This is a genomic window from Desulforhabdus sp. TSK (assembly GCF_022836495.1).
Lineage (GTDB): Bacteria > Desulfobacterota > Syntrophobacteria > Syntrophobacterales > Syntrophobacteraceae > Desulforhabdus.
The window spans coordinates 21053-35757 of record NZ_BQXM01000022.1; the positions used below are offsets into that span (position 1 = coordinate 21053).

Genomic DNA, 14705 nt, shown 5'->3' on the forward strand with positions numbered 1-14705 from the left:
TTGCACCTCATCGAGTATCGATTCCACAGGAGGTTTCATGGAAGCCGTCAAGATCATGCCATGCCTGGATATGAAGAATGGTCGCGTCGTCAAGGGGATCAATTTCGTCAACCTGAAGGACGCCGGCGACCCCGTGGAGAACGCCGCCTTCTACGAGAAGGAGGGGGCCGACGAACTGGCCATGCTCGATATCGCCGCAACGGTGGAAGACCGCAAGACCATGCTGGAGTGGGTGAAGAACGTGTCTTCAGTCATCAAGATTCCCCTCACGGTGGGGGGAGGCATTGCCTCCCTGGAGGATATCGAGAAGGTCCTCGGCGCCGGCGCCCACAAGGTGTCCATGAACAGTGCCGCCGTCAAGAACCCCGACCTTGTGCGGGAGGCGGCCCGGGCTTTCGGTTCCGGAAAGGTGACCGTGGCGGTGGACGGCAAGCGGAATGCGTCCATGCCTTCGGGGTTTGAACTGGTCATCGCCGGCGGCACGAAACCCGTGGGGAAGGACGCCGTGGTGTGGGCCAGAGAATGCCAGGAGCTCGGAGCGGGAGCCATTCTGCCCACGAGCATGGACGGTGACGGCACTCAAGCCGGTTATGACCTGGAATTCACCAGGGCCATCTCCGATGCCGTGACCCTGCCCGTCATTGCTTCCGGGGGAGCGGGACAGCTGGAGCACTTCTACGAGGGAGTGGTGAAGGGCGGCGCGCAGATTTTGCTGGCTGCATCGGTTTTCCACTTTCGCATCTTCAGTATCCGGCAGGTGAAGGAATATCTCCAGGAAAAGGGAATCAAGGTACATCTTTGATATTCCGTGAAGGGGGCCTCTTTCCACAGCTCCGGATTCCTTGCTGGAGTGTGGGTCGCCATGGGGATGGGGCTCCTTTCTCGTGCCCCATCTTCAGCCTGAAAAGATGAGAAACCCTCGTGCCGTCTTGGTCCAGCATGGCAGCCAATCGTCATGCCCGGTCTGTCAACGGCTTGCGCCCATGCAAGCACAGCCTTCAACTCCTGAAATTTCCGTGCGATCGGCTTCTGTAAAAAAGCATCTTCCTGTGTACTGAATTCCCATGAAATGTTAGTGTGAATTGTTTCATAATCTTGGCGGTATCCATTTCACCGGGCGCTGGGAAGAGAATGGCTTCATCCTGCCGATCCCATCGTCCGTCCCGTCTGAAGGCTGCGGCAACAGACGATGGGGTTGCTCACGGAAGGATGCCGATTCGCCGGTTTGTTGCCTTCAGCCTTACATTCAGCATGAAGTTTACAGAGGGCATTTCGGGGCAGCGCGATGGTGTTTTTACCCTTCTTTCCATGAAAGGGAATCAATGGGTGGTCTGTTCGGTATTGCATCCACAAACGACTGTGTTTCCGATCTTTTCTATGGGACGGATTATCACTCCCACCTGGGGACCCGGCGCGGCGGAATGGCCGTCCGCAATTCCCAGGGCATCCACCGCTCCATTCACAACATCGAAAACAGCTACTTCCGATCCAAGTTCGAGCCCGAACTGACGAGCTTTCGGGGGAATTGCGGCATTGGGGCCATCAGTGATACGGATCCTCAGCCGCTCATCATCAGCTCCCATCTGGGCACCTTCGGCATCGTTACGGTGGGCAAGATCAACAACCTGGAATCGCTTGTGCGCGAGGCCTTCGAGCGGCGGCGCTCCTTTTCAGACACGACGGGGGGGGTGGTCAGTCCCACGGAAATGGTGGCCAATCTCATCTGCGAAGAGGAGGATTTTGAATCGGGAATCCAAAGCGCACAGGCAGCCATCCAGGGGTCCTGCTCCCTCCTCATTTTAACGGATAAGGGAATCTATGCCGCCCGGGACCGTTTAGGGCGGACCCCCCTCGTGATAGGCCGGCGTGACGATGCGCTGGCCGTGAGCTCGGAATCCTGCTCTTTCCCCAACCTGGGCTTTCAAACCGAACGATTCCTCGGACCGGGCGAAGTAGTTTGCCTGACGGGGGAAGGATGGGAGCAACGCCTGGAGGCGGGACCCCGTATGCAGGTATGTGCATTTCTTTGGGTATATTACGGATATCCTGCTTCCGAGTATGAAGGGATCAATGTGGAGTTTGCCCGGAATGCCTGTGGTGCCGCCCTGGCCCGCCATGACTCCGTCGACGTCGATTACGTGGCCGGCATTCCGGATTCGGGCATCGGGCATGCCCTGGGATATTCCAACGAACGGAAGCTCCCTTACTGCCGCCCCTTCGTGAAATACACGCCCACCTGGCCGCGCAGCTTCATGCCCCAGAGTCAGCATCTGCGGGACCTGGTGGCCAGGATGAAGCTGATTCCCGTTCGGAAGCTGATCGAAGGGAAAAGGTTGTTGTTCTGTGAAGATTCCATCGTCCGCGGGACGCAGCTGAAGGACAGCATCAAAATTCTCTTTGACTGTGGCGCCAGGGAAGTCCACATGCGCCCTGCGTGCCCGGTCCTCCTGTTCCCCTGCGAGTTCCTCAACTTTTCCACCTCCCGGTCCACCCTGGACCTGGTGGGGCGCAAGGTCATCCAGGAGCTGGAAGGCTCGGAAGATACGGATTTGCATGCCTACGCCGTGCATGGGTCGGAAAAGCACCTGGCCATGACGGACCGCATCCGGCAGCGGCTTCGCCTGACGACCTTGAAGTATCAACGCCTGGACGACCTGGTGGCTGCCATCGGGCTGCCCAAAGAGAAACTGTGCACCCATTGTTGGGACTGCTCCAGTACCTTCTGATCCGTTCGCAAATTCGAGCCAATCATTCCGTATTTATATGAGCCTTTCCATGACATGAGGAGAACGACGATGCTATCGTGCAAGACGGTGGAAGATGTGTTGAAATTTACAAAGGACAACGATGTCGCTTCGGTGCAGTTCTGGTTCACAGACGTTCTGGGACAGCTGAAGAGCTTTTCTGTCACGCCCGATGAGCTTCCCCTGGCATTCACGGAGGGTATGGGCTTCGACGGCTCCTCCATAGAGGGTTTTGCACGCATTGAAGAAAGCGATATGGTGGCCGTCCCAGACCCCACCACCTTTCAGCTCCTCCCGTGGAGGCCCAGGGAACGACCTGTTGGGCGGTTGTTTTGCGACGTATGCACGCCTGATGGAGTCCCTTACGAAGGGGACCCCAGGTACGCCCTCAAGCGAATGCTGAAGAGAGTCAGCGAGAAGGGCTACACCTGCTACATCGGTCCCGAGCTGGAGTACTTCTATTTCAAATCCGACGCGGCCCCGGAAGTCCTGGACCGGGCGGGCTATTTCGATACGACTCCCCTCGATCGCGGGGCAGATTTGAGGCGCAGCACCATCTTCGCACTGCAGCAGATGGGAATCGACGTGGAGTACAGTCACCATGAGGTGGCGCCGAGCCAGCATGAAATCGACCTGCGCTACGATGAAGCCCTGCGGATGGCCGACATCACCCAGACCTATCGCATCGCCGTGCGGGAGACCGCCCGGCAGCATGGAGCGTACGCCACCTTCATGCCCAAGCCCCTCTTCGGGCAGAACGGGAGCGGGATGCACGTCCATCAGTCCCTCTTCCAGGGCGACCGCAATGCCTTCTTCGATCCGTCCGAGCCGTTTCATCTCTCGAAGATAGCGAGGTGCTATATTGCTGGAATCCTCAAGCACGCGCGGGAGATCGTCGCCATTACCAACCAGTGGGTGAATTCCTACAAACGTCTGGTGCCGGGGTATGAGGCCCCGGTCTACATTGCGTGGGCCCGCCGCAACCGGTCCACCATGGTGCGCGTGCCCATGTACAAGCCCGGCAAGGAGAAGGCCACCCGCATCGAATTCCGGGCACCCGATCCTGCCTGCAACCCGTACCTGGCCTTCGCCGTCATGCTGGGTGCCGGTCTGGCCGGTATCGAGAACAATTATGAACTGCCCGACCCCGTGGAAGAGGATATCTACGGGATGAAGGGCGCCGACAGGGATTCCAGGGGCATTGGGTCCCTTCCGGGAAGCCTGCACGAAGCCATACTGGAGTGTGAAAAGAGTGATCTCGTGCGGGAGACCATCGGGGGGCATATTTTCCACAAGTTCATCGAAAACAAGAAAATCGAGTGGGAAATGTACCGGATTCAGGTCAGCTCTTACGAGTTGGAGCGGTATTTGCCCATGTTTTGAGGTTGCCCCGGCTTGCGGCCACCGGCACTCAGTGGCTGCAAGCCTGTGAGGAATTTTGGGATGCGGGCAGAGAGACTGTCAGGGCCAGTTCAGGAGGCACTCTTTGGCATCCGCCGAGCATTTTCTCAACTGAATGGAGAGGCGCTTGACATGACTCTGCTCCTCCTTGATGAGGAGGTCGACAAAGTCCCGGGCCTTCCCCTCGCAGGTGGCTTCGAGCATGCTCAGGTAAAAGATCACGGAATCCTTTTCGCACTGCAGGGCGAGCTGGATCGCGTCCGAGACGGTTTTTGCTTCGCTCAGCCGGGCGTTTAAATCTTTGAGATCACTGAAAACATGATTTTTGGCCATGTCTGCGATGTAGGCTTCCAGTTCGTTGTCCGTATCTCTCACGTTGGGGCTGGTCAACTCCTTAGGCAGCTCTGCCTTGAACGCCTCGAAATGCTTCTTGTGCTCCCGTTCCTCCTGGGCCAGCACGGAAAAAAGCTGCTTGACCTCCGGGTCGGTGATGAGTGTCTGGGCTTTCTCGTAAAAGGCGATCCCGTTGGCCTCTATGTTGATGGCTACCTGAAAAATCTCACCTGCGTTGAAGCAAAACAACATGGCACTCTCCTCCTTCATGGATGTCTTGGAAACGCTGAAGCTCCATACTTGGGCTGAAGCGTAGTGTCGCCTACCTGTTCTCCAACTTTCAAGCTCTTTTTAGTCAAGGTAGCGCATTCGCCGGAGGTGTCAATGAAACAGCCCGGGGAATTTGGGCAGGAGGCGGATAGCTTTCTCAAAAGCACTGTGCAAACACTAAATCGAGGGGGCTCCGGTCTTTTGAAGCAGAGTCTATCTGCTGGCAACCGAGGCGATCCCCTCATGTCAGTTTCTTTCTCCTGATTTTTCCAGCATGATCAGATCATCATCCAACCCGTGCTTCAATAGCTCCATGTGGGGCGAAAGAGACGCGAGGTGGTCCGCGGATATGTGCGCCAGACGGAAGGGGAAAAGGCTGGGACTGTCGAGCAGGTCCCTCAGCGGGGCCGATCCGTTGGCTCGTGAATGTAAGGATGCCTCAACAAGCCATGCGATCAGCGGGGGGCTGTCAACGGTCACTGGGGGAGCTGCGCTGTAGATCCCTTTCGCATCAGTCTTCTTGAGCACGCCCCAGTCCAGGAACGAGCGTAGAACGCGACGGGCAGCGCGGGAGACCGTTTCTCGTTCGCCGTACTGCTCGCGGACGCGACGCTGGACATGTGCCGCGGCGGCGGAGCCTTGGAGCCTCAGGAGACGACCGACCTGGGTGGCTACGTCCGCCCAGAAGGGATAGACGGCCATGACCATTCCCCAATGCACGGGCATGTGGTCGGATCGAGAAACATGCTTGAGCAGATCGAGACCGCTCGCGCGCAGGGACTCTAGCTCGGCCGGTGCCGTGAACCAAACTTTGAAAAGGATGGTGATGATCTTCTCACGATTGCCGCGGACTGCCTGCCCGCCGATGGAAACCTTGTCCCGTAAAAGCTCCTGAAGGGCATCGTTGACAGCGGTTTTGTCGTTCCCGGAGAGGACAAGGTTAGCGGTCTGTTCAAGCCATTCCAGGCGCACACGTTGGCTGAATCCGATCTGATTGGTTCGACGATTCATTCAGCTTTCCTATCGATTTGTACCAGAGGAACGATGAGCTCCTCGAGAGAAATGCCCCCGTGACCGACAGTGCGCTGCTTGTTGTGAATAAATGCCTGTCTGGCCGGGGCGAGGAGAGCGAGGTAATCGTTCGGGAGACCGATGGGGTCCCATGCCAGCGTGCCCGGAAAACGTTCTTTCACATTAGCGCGAAGCACAGCGTCGGGGTATACGCGGACTCGCTCACCGCGCAGGTCCGCCACAGCCCCTTCCATGGGACGGCCGCAGCCTTCGGCTTCGATATTGCCATGGTCGGAGGTCAAGTAGATTCGAAACCCATGATCCAAGAGCAGATCAAGGAGCGAGCTTAAGTAAGGCTGCTGAGCCCATTGGCGCACCTGATTGTGCATGCCGGCCGTGCCCATTTCCATCCCGTGCATGATCTTGTCGACCTTATCGATCACCAGGCCGGCGATCCTCGCCTTGGGATGAGAAAGCGCTTCCGAAACACTCTCCAGACTACCGTCACCCAATCCCTTGAGGTAGACGATCTCACTCGATGTGAAGCCTTGATCCGCCCAGAATTGCGTCCACAGCGCCGGTTCCTTGTCGGTGATCTGGATGCTGTTGGGAAAGAAGATGGGTGCCTTTCCGGCAAAGGCGGCCTGGCGCGAGACGGATGTGAGAGAAGGAATCCATGCAAAGACCGCCTGCTCCCGGAAGCGGAAACCGGACTGCCGTGAGGCCAGCCCTTCACGGACTACCAGCCACTGGTCCAGGGCAAGGCCGTCCACCAGGAGCAGCGCGACTTTGACGCCACGGCTTTCTGCCACCTGGCGGGAAAGGAATCGCGGGAGGTGATGCAGCATGACCGGAGGTACGGGCGGGAGGTTGACAAGACCGGCGTACCGTTTCAAGAGCCAGGTGCGGAATCCCGTGTCCACTTGTTCCTGCAATGTCTTGATATGCTCGCTCGTTTTCGCGGAAACGGTTCCGTCCTCTCCGTTCGCCAGTACCATCAGCTCCGCCCATATGCGGGCGAAGTGAAGCCACTCCACGTGCCTTGCATCCTCTGCGGGAATGGATGGCTGAAGGCCTTCGACGAGCTTGCTCAAGCGACGAGACCGGTCCGAGGCGGGATCGGTTTGCACACCGACGCTTACCCATGTATTGGAAAGAGTATCTGCATGCTCATGAGATACGGAATGAAGCAGTCCATCGAGAAAGAGGTTATCGACGTAAACACGGATGTCATGATGCTCGAAGGGAAGATCGACGGGTCCCTTTATGCTCAGTCCATAGGGCTCTTTCCGTTCGCGAAAATTCGAATCCTCTTTGGCAGCCAAGCGATCAAGGAAGATAGGCCAACGTTCCTGGAGAAAGCCGAAAAATGCTTCCCTGTCCGGAATAAGGGTTTCAAGTGGCCAATCGTCGAAGGTATTGTTCTGGCGCAGGAGCTGAATGAACCGTTCGTCGAGGATGGCGGGGATTCGCTGACCACGGTAATGACGGCGCAATAGTACCCTCAGCAGATCAGACGGCTGCTTGATAAGCTCAGGAGCGATTTCGAAGACATGCAGGAGGACGAATCCCTTGGTGGCGTTATCGCCAAGTTGGCCGGGGGTATGCCGCTTTTGAGCCTGGTACAAAGCATCCATGTCCCCACGGTCCAAAGCGGTTACGACCGGATAGCTGAGGTTCGGGAAGATGTCCCCGAGGTTGAAGGAGAGCTTGCGGCTTGCCTGAAGAAGGTCATACGGCAACGCACCGAGATCGCTTGCCTGGGAATGCAAAACGACCACCAGGTCCGTATCCTCACCCCGGTCCCAACGGGAACGGAACTTCGATTCATAGGCGTAACGGAACGCGATGTGGTCCTCGAAGGGGATCAACTCAAACCCCCGTTCACGAACGCCTTCGAGAATTATCTCCTCGAGCAGCAAACCGTCCGGGTCCGCCACCAGAGTGAGCCGAGCGACCTTCGGGGTAAATTCTTTCAGGATTTGATCGCGCCAGCTACTCATCTCCAGCCCCCTCCACGCGAATCATGAGCAAGGCCACCATCTCGGGACAGACATGAGCTCTTTTGTCGAGTTGTTGCTGAAAGGTTTTCTCCTCTTGAGCGAGAAGGGCAAGGCGGTAATTGCGCACTTGCGGCAGGCCGATTCGTTCGATGGTCTTACGTCGGGCCGCGAAGGCGTAGTCCGCTTTCTCCCGCTCACGAGCGATTCTGGCTCGGTGTTCCTGTACGAGTGCCTCGTAGATGGGCTTCCCGTGCTCTTCCGCAGCCCTGTGCATCTGCGAGTGGACGGACTGGGACACCTGAGCGTCGAGAATGGAGCGGACTTTCGGGCTTGCCATGAGGAGCTGGTCCCAGACATGTCTTGCCGTCGGCATGAACACCCTGCCATCGTCAGCAAGGAATAAAGGCATAATCCTTCGGCGATTCCATTCCATGGTTGTTATGGCGATCCGCCACAGGGACCAGACACCATTGATTTCTTTGGGGACGCCAGGAAGGGATACGATTGGAACCGGCTGACCGGGTGCGAAGCGGGGAAGTCGCATGGCCAGACCGCGAATCTTCGGCTCTTCCAGGGTGAGGTGCCGGGCGGTGGGAAACCTCTCGGCCTCCTTGCCCGTAAAGACCACGTTCGTGTAAATCTCACCATCGGGCCAGGTGATGTTCCAGCCTTGGCCTGCCTTCTCGGCCTGACCACCGTGCGCTTTCAGGTAGTTCACGGTCATCCGCTCAACCCAATAGGGCAAGGGATGGGTCAGGAGTCGCTGAGCTTCGCCTGGCTCAAGGTCTTCCGTCGCTCCGAGTACCGAGGCGGTCGTACGGGCTTCGCGCACCTGGTCTTGCAGCCGGACGATTACGCTGTCCACGGATTCTTCCACCTTTTCCGGGTTGAGGATCGCCTCCAGGTACATTTCATCGAACATTCGACCGGCCTGGGCCGAATCCAGCACGTCACCGGTCTTGTCGATCCCGAATTCCTCGAAGATGATGGCGAGCTTCTGTTCCAGAACCTCCCGGACCCGGTGTTCGACCGAGTCTTCAAAAACGAAGTTGACAGCGCGCACGGTGTGGGGCTGCCCGATACGATCCACGCGGCCGATCCGCTGTTCGAGCCGCATCGGGTTCCAGGGGATATCGTAGTTGATCACCACGTGGCAGAATTGCAGGTTCAGGCCCTCCCCACCCGCGTCGGTTGAGATAAGAATGCGGACTTCATGGGCGAATGCTTCCTGCGCTCTCTTGCGCTCCTCCATGTCCATGGAGCCATTCAGGCAGACCACCGAAAAGCCACGTTCGGTCAAGAAGCGCTGCAGCATCTCCTGTGTTGGAACGAACTCGGTGAAGACCAGCGCCTTGAGCTCCGGATCACCTTCTTCGGATTGGAGACGGTAGAGCCAGTCGAGCAGCGCCTCGGCCTTGGCATCCGGCCCTGACTGCTCACATCGGGCCGCGGCATCGAGCAACAGCTTGACCTCCGCGCGCTCGTTCTTGAGAGCTTTGAGACGGATGCCGAGCAGCATATCGATCTGCTCCTGGCCGTCCAGGTCCTCCCATTCCTCCTCGGATGGGAGAGGAAACATGGTCAGTTGCTCCTGGGGAGTGGCGAGTGCATCGAGGCGTCTTTCAAGTGTTGTGCGGATGGCGCTTGTACTGGACACCACCAGACGTTGCATCAGAATCATCAGGAAGCCGATGTAGCTTCGTTTCTCCCGCATTGCCTGATTGTAGCCCTCGCGAACATATTCCGTGACGGCTTCATACAGAAGTTGCTGATCGCGGTGGCGCTCTCCCCAGGAGACCGGACCGATCTCGGTGCGCCGGGGTTTGAACAACGGCTTTCCCTCAGCGTCGATGGCGCGGCGCTTTTCGGTGCGGATTACGTGCGGCTGGACCCTCTCGCGGGTCACACTGCCTACGTCGGGAAACTCCTGAGCGTCGATCAGGGACATCAGCCGGTGGAAGGCGTCCGTCTTCCCCTGGTGCGGCGTGGCCGAAAGAAGCAAGAAATATGGCGCAGCCTCGGAAAGCCCTTGACCGAGTTTGAATCTTGCCACCTGGTCGGTGCTTCCCCCCAGCCGATGGGCCTCGTCCACGATGACCAGGTCCCAACCGGCCGATACCAGATCTTCGAACCGCTCGCGATTGTATTCGTGCACTTGGCCTTTGGTCCACCCACGGCGCTTGTCCATGGGTTTAACCGAGTCCATCGGCACAACCACTTGGGAGAACATCTGCCAGGGATTTGAGATTGGTGATTTTTGATTTGAGATTGCAGATTGCTGATCTAAAATCGCTGCGGTGTTGTCTTCAAATCTAAAATCCTGCAATCTAAAATCATCAATGCCCGCGATCCGCCTCAGTGTCTTGATGTCCTCGGGGAGAACAAGCTGGAAGGTTTCACCAAAGTGAAAGCGCATCTCGCTGACCCACTGACTCACCAACCCCTTCGGAGCGATGACGAGCGTCCGCTTGACCAGCCCGCGCAGCTTCAGCTCCCGCAGAATGAGACCGGCTTCAATGGTCTTGCCCAGGCCGACTTCGTCCGCCAGGAGATAGCGCACCCGGTCGTTGGCGATGGCGCGGGACAGGGCCCGAATCTGGTGCGGAAGCGGGATGACGGAGGACTCGATGGGTGCTAGGAGAACGTCCTGAGTCAGGGCGTCGGCCACGCGCGCGGCAGCAGCTATGTAGGCGATGTTTTCCGGCGAGCTGGTATGAGCGCGCTCAATGGGCTTGAGCCGGGAGGCAGGGATGCGGACCACGGAGTCGCGCCCGGGCAGCCACACTCGGTATGTCGTCTCACCCCAGAGCGTCTGGGCTTCGATGACCTGACAAAGCTGCCTATAGTCAAGGCTGAAATACCATGCGCCTTGTGTGAAGGTGTCCATCATTTCTGTCTTGTGGCTCCGAATCTATTTCTTCCTGGTCCCGCATAAAATCTATAAGAGTTGATTGCCGGTGATGATGCGCCACACATCCCGCATCCTTTTTCCGTCCATAGGCAAGCTGGATTCGTTGGCTACTTCCTGCCACGTTTCAGATGAGGTTCGTTCAAGCCATACCCTCGCTTTTTGGAGCCGTGGTGCTGGCTCGGTTTCTTTTGCTTCAGTTGTAAACCTTTTGCCCATCGCCACACTTATCGAGCGAGGTACACCCAGGCTTCGCATGAGAACCGCTTCGATGGTGGGGACACCGAAGTAGATCATGGACGGCACAGAACGAATTGCGGCCTTAGCTTCCTCCGACAGCTTCTCATCTGCAAGTTGACTCATTGACTGAAGAGCTCCAATCCCCCATGAGCCTTGATGAGTGAGAGTCTGGTAGACTGTACGGCAGCATTCCGTAAGCCGTTTTTGGATATCTGCGACATTTCCAAAGTGCTGATCGGCAATTTCCCGCAACGTCTTGCCAGAGACCCACATTTGTAGCATGGAAGCGATGAATCTCTTATCTCCGCCACCAATAGTCGGGATGTTCAACTCTGGCACCTTGAGCAAGGCGCCGACAAGGTCCTTCATTCCTTCCCCCCCCGATTGGAAAAGGCGGCTTGGACTCCACTCATCAACTGGCAGACTGAAGGACTCTTTGTCGTGGAGCAGATCTATGATGCTCTCCGGCGAAAATCCAGTGCTGTCCACCAGGCTCAAAACTCCGGTGGGAAGCTTGCTAAGTTGTTCGGCGTATATCCGGGTGGATTCGATCAACTGCTCGGCCAACTCAGGTTGATGTTCACTCAGCCGATAGTAGGCGTAGGTACGTTTGAGCAACTTTTCAGTGTCCGTAAGGAACTGCGCATAATCGCCAACCTTCCGGTAGCTGTGGGCCAAATATTGGACAAAGCTTGACCACTTGGCATCGTTTTTTAACAAACGCCGCAAGTCCAGGTCCCAACCTCGTTCAACCGTATCTTCAATCATCTGTTCTAGCGCAGAAGCCAATTCGACCACCTTGTCGTTCACATAGGCTTCCAAAGAAGCATCATCTGGCTGTTGCGATGCAAAAACGACCAACCCAAGCGTATCTTGGAATAGGCGCCCTGCCCGGCCAGCGATGTTCCAGAACTCATCAGGACGAAGCTTGCCTTTGATAAAAGTCTCGCCAATCCGAATCGGTTTGAAGTGAGTTGACAGAATAACGCTTGAAATGGGGAAGTTTACCCCTTGCGCCACCGTTGTTGTGGCCACCAGTGCAGCTAATTCACCCTCCTCGGTCAACCACTCCAACAGGGTGCGCACCTCAGGTGAAATCCCCGCGTGATGAACCGCCAACCCTTTCCCCAGGAAGGCATATAGTGCAAAGTCCTCCCCGTATTCTGCTTTCACGAATTCCTTGACCAACGTAAGTCTGTCACTTTGCTTGTCCGGGAGTATAGCAGCCAGCTTCCCAGCAAGGTTCCAGCAATCGGTGGGAGAATACGCCAGCACGATGGAACTTCCACGGGAAGCAAGAGCTTCAGCGACGAGTGCAGAGACTCCGAGTTTCGACGACTTAGCTTGCGTCAATGTAATGTCACGGCTTCGTTCGCGGTCAATGGTTACACGTTCGTCAAAGGCAATGGGTATGCGATGCGGCCGACTTACATGTAGGGGCTTCACCTCGAGTCCCCATACCTTCCCCCGGCCCTTTGGATACGCGAGGGCGATCATCTGATCGTTGGGCTGCCAGTTGATCGCAAGTGAAGGGGTTACACTCTTCGAACGCTCGTCATCCAGCCAGGTGGCGAGCTCTTCCGCGTTTGGTATAAATGGAGTCAGAAGTAAGAAGTGAGTGTCCGGTGATTCACGATTGATGGTGGCGAGCACGAGCTCACTCCGGAGTCCACGCTCTCCGTCGCCCAGATTGTGTGCTTCGTCCAGCACCACCAAGCCAAGCGGTCGCCCTCCTTGGTCAGCCGCTCCGTTGCGGATCAACAGGTCGAGTTTCTCCGGCGTTGTCACGAGTACATCGAAACTACCAGGAGCAGACAGTAGCTCCTCTTCCAACGCATCCAATTCATAAGCAGGCGTCGCCTGTTCGACCTTGAAACCTAAAGGCCCGAGGTCTCGCCGGAGGCGAACCGTAACTTGGTTGACAAGAGCCCGTGTCGGTACCAGATATGCAATCCATGCGTTAGCGACGTTCACTTTCGTCTGGATGATGCGGAATTCCGCCAAAAGGGTTTTGCCGCTGGAGGTTGGCATCTCGACCACCACTGCCCGATTGCCAGTATGCATGACATCTTGGATGGCATCGCGTTGGGGTGGTAACAATTCAAATAACGGGCGTGTCTGTAGTTCATCGGTCAGCGCCCGCTTAAAATCCGTCATCTTGCTGTTGTAGCCAGCCAATTGGTGCCAAATAGTGGAGCGGATCAGCACTCTCGCAGCCATGCTGATCCACCTCAGGAGCAGAGCCAGTTCAATGATTCCAGCAGAATCCGCCGCTTTGACGGCACGCGAGAGATGAAAATCCACGTCATCCAGCGCTGTACGAGGCGTTCCTCTGCCGACAAATACGCCCAGCATTTCGACGGCTTTCGCCAATTGATAAAAGGCCACCAGCTCGATGGCTGCAACCTGCCGCAGTCCATTCTCCTGTTGTAGGTAGTCCCGTTCGTAAAGCTGTTGGCTTTCGCGAAGCGCGGCAATCGCACGAGCTACGGCACGGAGGTCATCCCAGTTCTTCTTGCGCACCACTCGCAGGAATGCGTCCGCCACGCGAAAGAGAACCAACTTAGGCCATCCTGCTGTATCAGCGCTCACCTCCGGCACTGGCCAGGTATTCTCATTGAGATAACGCCGGATGTCTGCACTCCGATCTCCCAATACCCCGACAGCAGCAAGACGAATGGCACCTTTAACGCGCTCATCCTCGGTTTCTCCCAACGGCAACACCCGTCTAATGTCAAAGGCCAACGAGCAGTAATCACGAAACTCGATACCTTCTTTTGAGCGGACGTCTCGACGCCAAGCAGACGCTAAATCAAGGCAGCGCAGTTCGATCAAATGCAGGGACTCTTCTAAAGTCCTTGCCGTTTCCGATGGCAGCGACATGAACGCTGATGGTTCACGATCTGCGATGCGTTTCAGCACTGTCTTCGCTAGCAGCACTTTGGCATTGTAAGCTGTTCTATCCAGTGCTTCCCGTCCGCCTGTTTTCGCAATGAGGATGTCCGTAGGGAATGCGGTCATGGGGTTGCCTCCCTACCGTAGATGATGTCAACCCATTCGTCTTTATGAAAAGGTAGATAAAAGCCTAGCAGATGAATTTCCGCTCCCCCAGGTTGGTGATCGATTCCGGCGCAAATGTTCGTAAGGTCTGTTTCGACTGGAGCACGCTTCCCGCTTACCAGCACGCCGACAAGCCACAGGTCACCCTCGGAGTAGCGTTTCAAGGCTTCGTTAAAGGCATCTTCCCAATCGGTGCCGCGCATCCGTACCAACAACCAACTGATAAGTTGTTGCCGATCTGCAGGTCGATGCCGCAACTGGATCATCTGGTTGCGAAGACAGTCGTCGGTAGAATTAACGACTTGCGGGGGCACGCGATTCTCGGAAGAGGACTTCACTTGGCCAAAGACAAAACGTGGGGTGGCATAGCGTTGGATCCCTACCAGATCAGGACCCGGCAAGCTGGCTTTGCGGGTTCGCTTGTCAAATCCCGTCGGCCATGGGAACATGGCTTCGTGTGCATCCTCCAGGGCGATTTCAGCAAATGCTTCTCCGATTTCCCAATCCTTGGCTTCAGGCGAAGCCTCAACCTGCGCAACTAGTCCACGCAGATCGAACCCTGTCGTTTCCAATTCGATCAGGTGCTGCCTGAGTTCTTCTGTTCCGTCCGACTCCGCAATTTTGGCAAATACGCGACGTATGAAGTACTGGCGACATTCTTCTTCAGACGCTGCAACGAAACCAGATACCTGAATATGGCTTCTTTCCGTTTGATACTGTAGTTTCCAATTCATC

At 56.6% G+C, this 14705-nt stretch carries 9 protein-coding genes; 3 read left to right on the top strand and 6 right to left on the bottom strand.

Annotation, left to right across the window (positions count from 1 at the left end; translation table 11 throughout):
• The first annotated feature begins 37 nt into the window (after positions 1-37).
• The 3 genes from hisF to MWC30_RS13615 all read left to right on the top strand — a co-directional run bounded on the left by hisF (position 38) and on the right by MWC30_RS13615 (position 4127).
• On the top strand, positions 38-802 hold the full coding sequence (gene hisF, locus MWC30_RS13605; protein WP_244084741.1) for an imidazole glycerol phosphate synthase subunit HisF: 765 nt from the start codon (positions 38-40) through the stop codon (positions 800-802).
• 520 nt (positions 803-1322) lie between these two features.
• Positions 1323-2726 (top strand): amidophosphoribosyltransferase, encoded by a 1404-nt coding sequence (locus MWC30_RS13610; RefSeq protein ID WP_244084742.1) that lies wholly within the window; start codon positions 1323-1325, stop codon positions 2724-2726.
• Positions 2727-2795: 69 nt separating this feature from the next.
• Positions 2796-4127 carry a glutamine synthetase family protein gene (locus tag MWC30_RS13615; RefSeq protein ID WP_244084743.1) on the top strand — a complete coding sequence of 444 codons (1332 nt, stop codon included), beginning with the start codon at positions 2796-2798 and terminating at the stop codon, positions 4125-4127.
• A 78-nt stretch (positions 4128-4205) separates the two neighbouring features.
• On the opposite strand, the gene MWC30_RS13620 is transcribed toward MWC30_RS13615, so the two are convergent.
• The 6 genes from MWC30_RS13620 to MWC30_RS13645 all read right to left on the bottom strand — a co-directional run bounded on the left by MWC30_RS13620 (position 4206) and on the right by MWC30_RS13645 (position 14704).
• Positions 4206-4730, bottom strand: a complete 525-nt coding sequence (locus tag MWC30_RS13620) for a ferritin family protein (protein ID WP_244084744.1) — start codon at positions 4728-4730, stop codon at positions 4206-4208.
• 264 nt (positions 4731-4994) lie between these two features.
• Positions 4995-5759, bottom strand: a complete 765-nt coding sequence (locus MWC30_RS13625; protein WP_244084745.1) for a hypothetical protein — start codon at positions 5757-5759, stop codon at positions 4995-4997.
• Positions 5756-7762 (bottom strand): BREX-3 system phosphatase PglZ, encoded by a 2007-nt coding sequence (pglZ, locus tag MWC30_RS13630; RefSeq protein WP_244084746.1) that lies wholly within the window; start codon positions 7760-7762, stop codon positions 5756-5758. Before pglZ ends, MWC30_RS13625 begins: the two co-directional genes overlap by 4 nt.
• Complete coding sequence (locus MWC30_RS13635) at positions 7755-10649, bottom strand: DEAD/DEAH box helicase (RefSeq protein ID WP_368860853.1); 2895 nt, start codon at positions 10647-10649, stop codon at positions 7755-7757. The genes pglZ and MWC30_RS13635 overlap by 8 nt, the downstream gene beginning before the upstream one ends.
• 51 nt (positions 10650-10700) lie before the next feature.
• Positions 10701-13931 carry a DEAD/DEAH box helicase gene (locus tag MWC30_RS13640; protein WP_244084748.1) on the bottom strand — a complete coding sequence of 1077 codons (3231 nt, stop codon included), beginning with the start codon at positions 13929-13931 and terminating at the stop codon, positions 10701-10703.
• Positions 13928-14704 carry a hypothetical protein gene (locus MWC30_RS13645; protein ID WP_244084749.1) on the bottom strand — a complete coding sequence of 259 codons (777 nt, stop codon included), beginning with the start codon at positions 14702-14704 and terminating at the stop codon, positions 13928-13930. The genes MWC30_RS13640 and MWC30_RS13645 overlap by 4 nt, the downstream gene beginning before the upstream one ends.
• Position 14705: the final 1 nt, after the last annotated feature.

What these genes read in the sequence shown, in the direction of transcription:
- hisF (WP_244084741.1), top strand. Translation starts at nt 38, where the DNA reads ATGGAAGCCGTCAAGATCATGCCATGCCTGGATATGAAGAATGGTCGC.
- MWC30_RS13610 (WP_244084742.1), top strand. Translation starts at nt 1,323, where the DNA reads ATGGGTGGTCTGTTCGGTATTGCATCCACAAACGACTGTGTTTCCGAT.
- MWC30_RS13615 (WP_244084743.1), top strand. Translation starts at nt 2,796, where the DNA reads ATGCTATCGTGCAAGACGGTGGAAGATGTGTTGAAATTTACAAAGGAC.
- MWC30_RS13620 (WP_244084744.1), bottom strand. Translation starts at nt 4,730, where the DNA reads ATGTTGTTTTGCTTCAACGCAGGTGAGATTTTTCAGGTAGCCATCAAC.
- MWC30_RS13625 (WP_244084745.1), bottom strand. Translation starts at nt 5,759, where the DNA reads ATGAATCGTCGAACCAATCAGATCGGATTCAGCCAACGTGTGCGCCTG.
- pglZ (WP_244084746.1), bottom strand. Translation starts at nt 7,762, where the DNA reads ATGAGTAGCTGGCGCGATCAAATCCTGAAAGAATTTACCCCGAAGGTC.
- MWC30_RS13635 (WP_368860853.1), bottom strand. Translation starts at nt 10,649, where the DNA reads ATGGACACCTTCACACAAGGCGCATGGTATTTCAGCCTTGACTATAGG.
- MWC30_RS13640 (WP_244084748.1), bottom strand. Translation starts at nt 13,931, where the DNA reads ATGACCGCATTCCCTACGGACATCCTCATTGCGAAAACAGGCGGACGG.
- MWC30_RS13645 (WP_244084749.1), bottom strand. Translation starts at nt 14,704, where the DNA reads ATGAATTGGAAACTACAGTATCAAACGGAAAGAAGCCATATTCAGGTA.